Genomic DNA, 6892 nt, shown 5'->3' on the forward strand with positions numbered 1-6892 from the left:
TCTCTCCACCTCTTGCTTTCCCACCTATGTTATACATCGTTATACCCGTATTCAACCGGCTGGCTTATACCCGGGCCTGCCTTGACTCGCTGCGCGAACAAACGTTGCAGCAGTTTCGCACCGTAGTCGTCGACGACGGCTCCACCGACGGCACCAGTGAAGTGCTGGCCCGCGACTACCCTGAAGTGCACGTGGTCAAAGGCAACGGACAGCTATTCTGGACGGCCGGCGTCAATGCCGGCATCCGCTACGCGCTGGAGCGCGGCGCCGACCGCGTGATGACCATGAACAACGACGTCATCACGGCGCCAGACTTCATTGAGCGCATGCTGCACTGGGCCGGTCGCTACCCTGATGCGCTGCTCGGCGCTCTGGAGCTGGATGCCAATACGCGGCAGCCAATCTACGGCGGTGAAGTGTTCAGCTGGGTAACGCACACCCGCCGCGACTTGCTCCACGAGTTGCAGCCCGCGCAGCAGCGGGGCTTGCACGCGGTAACGTACCTCCCGGGCCGTGGCCTGCTCATCCCGGCGCAGGTATTCGCGGCCATTGGCCTGTTCGATGAAAAACGCCTCCCCCACTACCTCGCCGACTTCGACTACACCAGTGTAGCGCGGCGGCACGGTTTCCCGGTCTACCTCAACTACGACGCCAGCCTGCTCACTTACCCCGACGAAAGCGGACAGGAACTCACGCGTAAGCAGCGCAGCCTGAAGGGGTATTATGAACACCTATTCGGCATTCGGGGCGGCGGCAACCTCCTTAACTTCACCCATTTTGCCCTGAAGAACTGCCCGAAACCGCTGCTTCCCACGTTTTTGCTGAATGGCTACGCCCGGCGTGTGACAGGATATTTCCTGCATTAAGCCGCAGCTTGCACCACCATGGTTATTCTAGTTAAAAAGTTCGGCCAGCTGGGCAACCGGCTGTTCCTGTTTGCCCACTTGATGGCCAACGCCATTGAGCATAAGTATGAGCTGGCCAATCCCAGCTTCAACGGCTATGCCCGGTTTTTCAAAGCGTCGGCAACCAATGACTTCGCCGGCTTGCCTATTCGCATCAATGTGTTGGCCGACGCCAAATCAGAACGCTGGCTCGACCGGTTCCTGGGCTTGGTGCAGCGTACAGTGATGTTCAAAACGCTGCAGAAGCTGCGGCGCGCCGTTCCCGCTGCGTCGCTGCCTGAGTTGCTGCTCATCGACGACGAGCACAGCTATGACCTCAACCAGCCCAGCTACCTGAAACTGGCCCAAAACCGTACTGTGCTGCTTCATGGCTGGTGCTTCCGCGACCGGGCCAACCTGCAAAAGCACGCCCCACTGATTCGGGAGCTGTTTGCCCTTATCGAGCCCCACCGCTCCAACGTAGAGCGCGTACTTCAGCAAGCTCGCCAGCAAGCCGATGTGCTTATCGGTGTGCACATCCGCCGCGGCGACTACGCCACTTACCTCGACGGTCGCTATTTCTACGACGATGCCACCTACCTGCGTTTGATGCGCGCAGTAGAAGCGCAGTTTCCAGCCACCACCCGCGTTGCGTTCCTGATAGCTTCCGACACACCTCCTGCGGCCGAGACCTTTGCGGGTCTGCAAATGCACATGGCTTCCGGGCACTTCGTAGAAGATCTTTACTCACTGGCCGGCTGCGACTACCTCATCGGGCCGCCAAGCTCCTACTCTATGTGGGCTTCGTTTTACGGCGAGGTGCCTCTGCTGCACGTAGAAACCCCTGAACAGTCCGTGGACTTAGCTGATTTCGCTGTGTACCGCGACGAATAACTCTTACTGTATGCTGCGTTTGATTTCTGGGCTCTTGATGGCGAGCTGCCTTATGTTGCCGGCCGCCCGCTCGGGCCAGGGTCCTTCAGCGGCAACATTGGTTATTCGCCGTGGAGGCACGTATACCGGGAGCTTCCACAGCGCCAATTCCGGGACGCCCTGCGTGCGCATCATGACCACCGAGCCGGTGCTGCTGGAGGCATGCACCTTGGAAGGTGCCGGCAACCTCATTGATTGCCTGACTCCTGGTGCACAGCTCACGGTAAGGCGCTGCGTAGGTAAAGGTCTGCCCCCTACCAAAGACCAAACTGCGCGCGGCCGCTTTCTCAACGCCAGCGACGCCCGTTCCATTCGCATAGAGGAATGTCGGCTTGAGCAGACTTCTGGGATATATATATACCGCTGGAACGGCAACGGCACCGCTGTACAAACCCTGAAGGTTATCGGCAACCGCGTACGCAATATAGATGGGCGGTACCGTGACGGTGGAGGCCTCACCGTGAGCTTTGTGGGCCTGAACCGGGTGAGCAACGTCGGCAACATTGAAATTGCCTGGAACGAAGTCATCAACGAGCCTAACAACTCGATGGTAGAGGACAACATCAACCTCTACAACTCCTCCGGCACGCCCAACAGTCCAATTCGGGTGCACGATAACTACGTGCAAGGAGCCTACCCATATCCGGCTACCTCGCCCACGTTCAGCGGCACTGGCATGACCACCGACGGCGACGGAAGTTCACCACTTACCACCACGGCTTACGTGGAGGCATACCGCAATCAGTTTGTGAGTACGTGCAATGCCGCCATGAACCTAGCCGCTGGTCACCACATTCGCTATTACAATAACCGAATGGTTACCAGCGGCTTATTACCTAATGGCACCAAGCTGGCAGCTACTTACGCCGGCACCTCCATCTTCAACGCTTACAATAAACCTAAGACCGTATTCTTTGCCAACCGCATCGATCATAACGTCATAGGCTATGCCAAACCGGGGTATCAGATTCCTTATCCCGACCGTCACGACCTAAGCCATGAGAACTGTACCCCATGTACTGACAACGTGCACCTGCCCAATCCTATAACGTTGAATACTGAGAGGCAGGAATGGCAACTTTGGCAACGTAAAATCCAAAATTATACTCAGGGTAATAAGCTGAAAACTACCACGATATCTACGCGCTGAATATTTTTTTCAGCTAAAAGCAATTTTCCCCCTTGACGCAAAATAGCCTTCAGGCTGCGTCAAGGGGGTTTTCTTTGTCCCATTTATAGACACGCTAGTTTTTATCCAATTTAATTTTTTTAACCTCACCCTTGCAGGTACCTATTTTTTTATACATTTGCATTGAACCCTCGGTACTGATTTATAACTATTCATAGTTAATCAGTTAAGTTCTTCCCTCCGAATGAGTGCTACCTCACTCGCCTGCCATGGCAGAAATTGGATGGAAAACAAAGCGGGGCGGATGCCGGAAGGGCAGCGCCTGATGACGTTGGCATGGTGTGGTTGGAACGCTAAATCTTTATTTACAGCTTCAAACAAGCTCCTTTAAACGTTCGAGCGTAGGTGCACAACGCTAGTTAAGTGCTACTACCCCTAAGGCTGGTAGCGCAGGACGGGACGGAAATAGGAGAAAAAGGGTGTGAAGCTGTAGGGAAGAAGGAAACATCTCAATTGCACAAAAACAACTCACCAACCTGGAACGGATTTGACTTTGTCCATGGTTGGAGGTTTACTTTCATCAAAAGGGAATTTTCTCTTAATTACCTCAGAATGCAAAACACCTCTGGAACCCGCCCGCGGAGCCTCCGCAGCAAGTCCTCTGGTACACACTTTCTGCCCTTGGTGGCGCTTGTGCTGACCTTCTTTGGCCTGTGCCCATCCTCGGTACTTGCCCAAGCACCAAACGTTACCTACAATGGTCCGCTCGTAATTACCCGCGGAGGTACTTACTCCGGCAACTACCGTAGTAATGATTCGAACACCCCGGTAATCCGCATCGATACGTCGGATCCGGTAGTTATCGAGAACTGCGTACTGGCTGGTGCCGGCGACATTATCTGGGCCAACAACGGAGCAGCTAACCTCACCGTTCGCAACAACCAAGCTTACGGCCTCACTCCGAGCATTGACAATAAAGCACGCGGCCGCTTCTTGGCTGCCAGCAGCGCCCGGAACCTGAACGTAGAGGGCAACTACCTGGAGCATACCACCGGTTTCACCATTTATCAGTGGATCGGCGACGGCTCTACCTCGCAGACCCTGCGCATCGTGCGCAACAAGGTGAAGAACATCGACGGCCGTCACCGTAACGGAGGCTTCACGATGTCAAACTTTGTGGGCCTGAACCGGGTGGTCAACCTAAGCAACATGGTAATTGCCTGGAACCAGGTAATTAATGAGCCCGACGTTAGCTCGGTGGAAGACAACATCAACTTCTACAACTCGGGCGGTACGGCCAGCAGCCCGGCCCGCGTGCACGACAACTACATCCAGGGTGCTTACCCGCTGCCCGCTACCCAATCGGTATTCTCGGGCACCGGCTTCACCACCGACGGTGACGGCAGCACGGCTGCTACCACGGCCGCCTTCATCCAGGCTTACAACAACCAGTTCGTGTCCGTCTGCAACGGCGCCATGAACATTGCCGCCGGCCACGACGTGCGCCTGTACAACAACCGTGTGGTAACCAGCGCCTTGCTGCCCGACGGCCGTCGTCTGATGGGTACCTACTCCGGCTACTCGATCTTCAACGCTTACCAGCAGCCGTCGTCGGTGATGTACAACAACTCCATCGACAACAACGTGGTAGGTTACGTGAAGTGGGGCTACAGCTCGCCTTTCCAGGACCGTCATGACCTGAGCTCGGGTAACTGCGGCAACTGCCCCAACCAAACGCACTTGCCGAACCCCATCACGATTGCCACCGAGCAAAACGAGTGGAACCTGTGGGTGCAGAAGCTGAGCCAGAACGGCATCACGCTTGGTGTTGGCGGCTCGGGTGGCACTTCGCCTTCCCCAACTCCTACCACTACCACGACTTCATCCCCCACCCCGACTCCTACTACCACCACGACTACAACGACTGGCGGCGGTAACACGGGTAGCACGCCGATGACCGGTCCGGCCAACGCGACGTTCTACCGCGCTATCAACATCAATGGCGGCGCCGTGACCCTAGACGGCCACAACTGGGAAGCATCTGCCAACGCCGCTAACGTGAGTATCAACGGCTCGCCGGCTACGGCTCCTTCGGTTACCCTGACGCCGAACACCGACGCTACCCGCGCCGAAATGATCCGCGCTTTCCGCTTCGACAACAACTTCGACGTAGCTGTCGGCAGCGTGCCCAACGGTCAGTACTCGGTGTACCTGTACGTGATGGAGAACATGAACTCCAAGACCTTCAACATCACCCTGGAAGGCCAAGCTGCTCAGAGCAACTATGTGAGCGGTGACCCCGGCACCTGGCGTCGTTTGGGTCCGTTCACGGCCAACATGACTGACGGCACCATCAACATCGGTACCAACGGTGATTACGCTAACATCTCTGGCATTGAAATCTGGAAGCACGCTGCTACCAACCAAGCTCCCACAGTAAGCCTTTCGGCTGCCGCCACTACCGTTACGGTAGGCCAAGCCCTTGCTCTGACGGCTACGGCGGCTGATGCCGACGGCACGATTGCCAAAGTGGAATTCTTCAGCGGCGCTACCAAGATCGGAGAAGACACGTCGGCTCCTTATACGCACAGCCTCACGACTTCGGTAGCTGGTGCTCTCAGCCTGACGGCCCGTGCCACCGACAACGCCGGTGCTACGACTACTTCGGCGGCAGTATCCGTAACGGTGCAGCTGGCTCCGACTACTGCGCCTACCACTGGTACTACGCCCGCTCCTTCCCCTACCAACGCTACATTCTTCCGCGCCATCAACATCAACGGCGGCGCTGTAACCCTGGACGGTCACAATTTCGAAGCATCGGCTTCAGCGGCTAACTTCCACATCAATGGCTCGCCCGGCACGGCTCCTACGCTCACGCTGGCTCCGAGCACTGATGCTGCTCGTACGGACCTGATCCGCTCTTTCCGCTTCTCTGACAACTTTGACGTAGCGGTGGGCAACGTAACTAGTGGCTCGTACTCAGTGTACCTCTATGTAGTAGAGAACATGAATGCCAAGACCTACAACGTAACCGTAGAAGGTCAGACCGCGCAGAGCAACTACAACAGCGGGGCTCCCGGCACGTGGCGTCGTCTGGGTCCGTTCACGGCCAACGTAACGGATGGCACCATCAACATCGGCACCACCGGCGAGTTTGCTAACCTTTCGGGTGTGGAAGTGTGGAAGAACAATACAGCTACCGCCACCCCGCCTGCCACAACGACCCGCACGCTGTACCGCGCCATCAACTTCAACGGTACGGCACAGACTATCGACGGCATCAGCTACGAGCAAGGTCAGACTTTGGTCAACCTCTCCAGCAACGGCGGCAAACTGGCGAATCAAACCGTAACGCTGACCCCGGCTACCGATGCAGCCCGTGCACAGATGATTCGCTCTTCGCTGTGGGGAACTAGCCTGCGCATCTCGGTCCTGAACGTTCCGAGCGGCACCTACGAAGTATCGTTCTACGTGTGGGAGGACAACCGCGCCGAAACCTACAGCGCTACGCTGAACGGCCAGCCGGTACTGACCAACCACAACAGTGGCTCGGCAGGTACTTGGCGCAAAGTAGCTCCGCAACTTGTAAACGTGACCAACGGCACCATCGAGCTGCGCAGTACTGGCGGCGCTATGAACGTTTCGGGTATGGAAATCTTCCGCGTGCAGTAACTCACTTGCCAATGGGCTGCCCAACTTGGTTAGCCCATTCGGTTACAAAAAAGCCGACCCTGATGAGGGTCGGCTTTTTTGTTGAACGACCTAGACTATGATTTTACTAATATCGATGCTGATTTAAATAATTTATTTGTTTAACTCCGAGAACAAAAATCAATCATTTGTCGATTAAGCCACAGCAAAACAACTCCACCTTTTCTCCCTCTTCATGAAGCGTGCCCTCATTACCGGCATCACGGGCCAGGACGGCGCCTATTTGGCCGAACTC

At 56.2% G+C, this 6892-nt stretch carries 4 protein-coding genes; all 4 read left to right on the forward strand.

Annotated features, from left to right (window positions below; translation table 11 throughout):
- The first annotated feature begins 26 nt into the window (after positions 1 to 26).
- The 4 genes from AC5FXY_RS12490 (at position 27) to AC5FXY_RS12505 (ending at position 6618) form a co-directional block, all read left to right on the forward strand.
- Positions 27 to 866 (forward strand): glycosyltransferase family 2 protein, encoded by an 840-nt coding sequence (locus tag AC5FXY_RS12490; protein WP_493557012.1) that lies wholly within the window; start codon positions 27 to 29, stop codon positions 864 to 866.
- Between the two features lie 18 nt (positions 867 to 884).
- Positions 885 to 1778: an alpha-1,2-fucosyltransferase gene (locus AC5FXY_RS12495; RefSeq protein WP_493557013.1), complete on the forward strand. Its 894-nt coding sequence runs from the start codon at positions 885 to 887 to the stop codon at positions 1776 to 1778.
- Between the two features lie 52 nt (positions 1779 to 1830).
- The gene (locus AC5FXY_RS12500) at positions 1831 to 2967 is read left to right on the forward strand and encodes a glycosyl hydrolase (protein WP_493557014.1); all 1137 of its coding nucleotides are present in this window, start codon (positions 1831 to 1833) and stop codon (positions 2965 to 2967) included.
- A gap of 591 nt (positions 2968 to 3558) precedes the next feature.
- Positions 3559 to 6618, forward strand: coding sequence for an Ig-like domain-containing protein (locus AC5FXY_RS12505; RefSeq protein WP_493557015.1), 3060 nt, complete (start codon positions 3559 to 3561; stop codon positions 6616 to 6618).
- The last annotated feature ends 274 nt before the right edge of the window (positions 6619 to 6892 follow it).

This window comes from Hymenobacter sp. FMD4, assembly GCF_058932745.1.